We start from the raw sequence: 4,383 nt of genomic DNA, 5'->3' as shown, positions 1-4,383 counted from the left end.
AATTGAAAGATTCATAAAAAATGTCATCCTTTCTAGCTAGCTTTTTAGAAAGAATAACGTTTTTTGACACTTGGGGGTAGTGCAAATTCTTAAGTTGATGGGCATGGGGTGTAACCAGTTTCTATTCTTTCTCCACCTAATACTTCTACTTCAGGGTTACTTAAACAATTATAAGGAATGCATTCATTGATGTTCGGATTGTTATCCATAAGTTACCTCCATCTCTTTTATTAAGATACCAATTCATTATGATATAATACTGTTTTTCATTACTACAATTTAAAACATATGACTCATCTTATGAAAAAATGCACAAAGTGCAACTAATTTTACTAAATATCAATTTTTGACCCAGGGTGTTAACAATCTACTTACTTCTCGCCCATTATCCATGCTTTAGACTTTACAATGTTTAACCAATGCATTAAGGGTTTGTATTCCGTTAACTTATTTTAAAGTCTTATTACTTTTTATACTTATATATAAAATCCATTTTTCCTATTTTACATATACAAATTGAGAATTTGCGGTAATGTAGAAATACTTACACTTATACATGTTAGAACCATTTACCTGCAATTCATCTTGAATTGTAAATGCTTCCCCTTTTTTTACAGTCTTAATCTTATCATTCCAATTAGCAGAACCATAGACCCATAATTCGTTTGTATCTACAACAACTAATTTACCAATATTACTCGTTTGTCTACGGGCAAAGTAAATATAGGAAGAGTCATATTTCACCCATGAATTACCTAGGTTCAGCCAGCCCTCACGTTCTTCCCAAACAATATAAGATTCAGGTTTGTTCAATTTACGAATTACATCACTACTCGTGCTAGGTCCTCTGCGAAGGTTAATATTTACACCTTCCATGTAAGCAATTCCTAATCCTTGTGTACCCGCATCCTTGTTATGATTCTCTACAACCATATCGTTTAGACTATCTTCAATCATCCTCTTGAAACCCTCAAATCCACCTGGTCGATTAAATATCGGACGTGGACAGTTCTTTCCACTCCAATGTTGATGGGAAACTACGTTCCCAATCTTTAATCCAAGGTGAGCCATGAGAAACTTAACGAGACCCGCAGCATGGGTTAAGGCTTTTTCAAAATTACCATCACGATTTTCACAAATTTCAATGCCGATAGACGAGCGATTACCCGCTCCATTCCCGTCTCCGGCATGCCAACCATTCTCATTTAGTGGTAAGTGCTGTACAATCCGATGATCGTCTACCGTAAAATGCCAGGATACACCAGATGATCCACCACCATTGTTAACATATCTAGCATGCGCTCTTGCATCTGCACCTGCATTTTGGTTTGCAGTGGTGTGAATTGTGATATATCTTGGATTCATGGTATATGCAGGACGGTTACGGTTTCCTTTTGGAATGATATTACTTTCAAAAGGTATTTTATTAATTTCTTTAACATTGAATACTGTCATATAGCTACATCTCCTATCAGATTATTTGATACGCTTTCAATCTTTCTTAAATACATATTTCTATATTTATGAGTACAGTATATCTCTGTCTTGAAATAAAAAAGCATAGATATTTTCACCTATTGATGAAGTTAGCCATGCTTTTCTACACAAAACATTTAAAATATCTTTAAATTTTAGGAATGCTACTAAAAAACTGCTTTTCGTGATGTATGATTTTTTGAGGGCGATATCCCTAAAAAGAAACTAAAAGGATCTAACAATTTGTTAGATCCTTTTAGTTTCTTTTTATTTTAAATTCATCTGTATGCTAATTAACACAAGAAATTCAATTCTTTAATTCATGCAAAAGACAGAAACTCTACAATAAAAATGCAAGTAATTAAAAAGATTTTATTTCCCTAAATTTAAGCAGATTTTTTATCCCACTTAAATATTTTATTTAAAAATTTATATATTTTTTTCGATTCTTTAGTAAAGAGTGGCCCTAAAATAGATAGGATAAGTACATATAGTGCTGAGAACGGTTTCAATACTGGCATTAAACCACCCGCTATACCAATATTAGCCATAATAATTGAAAATTCTCCTCTTGACACGATTGTTAACCCAATATTTGTCGATGCTTTATGAGATAATCCAGCTTGCCTTCCCGCAATCATCCCTGCTACAAAGTTCCCGACGATTGTCAGTAGTACAGCCCCTAACGTTAGCCATATCGCTCCACCTAATGAAAACGGATCTATACCTAAACCGAAACTAAAGAAGAAGATAGCTCCAAAAAAGTCTCTAAATGGAACAACAAGATGTTCAATTCGATCACTATGCTCTGTTTCAGAAAAAACTAAACCTAACAAAAGTGCTCCGATTGCTTCCGCAACATGAATTGTTTCAGAAAAACCGGCGATAAAGAATAAAGAAGAAAATACTACTATAATAAAAATCTCATCTGAACTAATATTCAACAATTTATTTAATAACGGAGTAGCCCATCTAGCTACAATAAAGAATAGGAGCATATATACCAAAGCTATACCAATTGAGGTAAGAGCACCTAAGAATGAAGCATAATCACCAAGGACTAAGCCAGAAACCACTGATAAATATACAGCAAGGAATATGTCTTCAAACATGATAATTCCTAAAATTAGTTCCGTTTCGTTATTCCCTGTTCTTTTTAAATCAACTAGTACTTTTGCCACAATAGCACTAGAAGAAATTGTAATAATACCAGCTATAATTAAAATTTCTAATAAAGGGAATCCCATTAGCAATCCATATAGTAACCCCAACGAAAAATTAATCAAAATATAGATTGTTCCACCAATCGCGATAGAACGACCAGATTTAATTAGCTTTTTCATTGAAAATTCTAATCCTAGGTAAAATAGAAGAAAAAGTACTCCTATCCTTCCCAAGAAAGAGATTACACTTTCACTTTCTATAAATCTGAAATCGATTACACCTATTACCGGAGCGTGTGGGCCAACTAACATCCCCAGAACAATTAAAAAAGGAATAATTGAAAATTTAAGCCTTCCAGCGACTACTGCTGCAATTGCTACTAAAATTAGAGCTGTACCAACTTCAAAAATTAAAGTATCCATCTAGTCAGTCTCCTCTATTTGAAAGTAATTCATTAATAAGCTTTTTAACTTCGTTTCTTTCTCCGGAGACTACTAACATATCCCCCTCCTCAATAACTGATTCTGGTCCCGGATTAAATAATTTTTTCATGTTCTCTCTTATAATAGCTATTACAGTTACATTGTATATTTTTCTTATTTCAAGCTGACCAATTATTTTTCCAACGGCAAGAGCTTTATTTTCAACTTTAAACCATTCAATTGTTATTCCCTCAAATGCCATTTCAATTGTTTCTAAAGCTTGTGGTTTATATACCATCCCTCCTAATATTGCTGCGAGTTTTCTTGCCTCTGAATCACCTAAAGAGACATTAGAGATACTTTCTTCATGGTCTGAATCAAAATGATATATTTCTCTACGTCCATCATCATGAATCACGATTACCATTTTGTTATTATCTTTTGTGACAATATGGAATTTATAACCGATGCCTGGTAATTCACTTTCTCTAATATTCATATTATTTCCTCCTCAGCAATTTCTACATACTCTAAATATGTCCAAATTCCATTAATTTAATATCTATTAGAAGTTTACTACCCTATCTTGTTTAAGCAATGTATGTTAGAAATTCAACCTATTGTGGATACTTATGATTAAGTAATTTCTGATTATAAACATAAATGAATACTATGAAAAAATTATAGATGTTATGGAGAAAAATAAAACACTTTTAGTTTTTATCATTTTAGCCAAGAAGACTCCTTCCTCAAGGAGCATGAAGGGTCACAGCCCAAGTAGGTGGGAGATGAATTGACTTCGAACAAGGGATGGCAGGAAGCCATCTTCATTGTTCGACATACATAAAGTGTTACTTCACTATCTACCGAATGTACGTTTGGTATATAATAGTCATATATCGAAATGGAGGTGATTCAAATGATAATTAATAAAGCCTATAAGTTTCGTATCTATCCAAATCAAGTACAAGCAATTCTAATTAACAAAACGATAGGTTGTTCTCGCTTTATATTCAATCATTTCCTATCCCTATGGGAACACGCATATAAAGAGACAGGAAAAGGTTTGACATATGGTACATGCTCTGCCAAACTACCTGCCATGAAGAAAGAGTTTGTTTGGCTAAAAGAAGTGGATAGTATTGCGATTCAGTCGTCTGTTCGCAACCTTGCAGATGCGTATACACGCTTTTTCAAAAAACAAAACAGTGCACCGCGCTTTAAATCTAAGAAGAACAACGTACAATCTTATACCACAAAACAAACAAATGAAAACATTGCCGTTGTAGGGAACAAAATAAAGTTGCCGAAACTAGGCCTT

The 4,383-nt window shown here is 33.5% G+C and carries 4 protein-coding genes; 1 reads left to right on the top strand and 3 read right to left on the bottom strand.

What is annotated here, in order from left to right; genetic code table 11:
• Positions 1–498 precede the first annotated feature (498 nt).
• The 3 genes from ACS2CR_RS33545 to ACS2CR_RS33535 form a co-directional block, all read right to left on the bottom strand.
• Positions 499–1,455, bottom strand: coding sequence for an N-acetylmuramoyl-L-alanine amidase (locus tag ACS2CR_RS33545; RefSeq protein WP_000215668.1), 957 nt, complete (start codon positions 1,453–1,455; stop codon positions 499–501).
• A gap of 407 nt (positions 1,456–1,862) precedes the next feature.
• Positions 1,863–3,062, bottom strand: a complete 1,200-nt coding sequence (locus tag ACS2CR_RS33540) for a cation:proton antiporter (protein ID WP_438906150.1) — start codon at positions 3,060–3,062, stop codon at positions 1,863–1,865.
• A gap of 4 nt (positions 3,063–3,066) precedes the next feature.
• Positions 3,067–3,561, bottom strand: a complete 495-nt coding sequence (locus tag ACS2CR_RS33535; RefSeq protein WP_309567694.1) for a cation:proton antiporter regulatory subunit — start codon at positions 3,559–3,561, stop codon at positions 3,067–3,069.
• Positions 3,562–3,981: 420 nt separating this feature from the next.
• On the opposite strand from ACS2CR_RS33535, the gene ACS2CR_RS33530 reads away from it, so the two are divergent.
• The coding region (locus ACS2CR_RS33530) for an RNA-guided endonuclease TnpB family protein (protein WP_438906149.1) at positions 3,982–4,383 on the top strand (402 nt) is incomplete at its 3' end.

The organism is Bacillus cereus group sp. BceL291 (assembly GCF_051776705.1).
Taxonomy (GTDB): Bacteria; Bacillota; Bacilli; order Bacillales; family Bacillaceae_G; genus Bacillus_A; species Bacillus_A cereus.
Note: the sequence above shows the minus strand (reverse complement) of the source record. Positions and strands in the feature narration are given on the sequence as shown.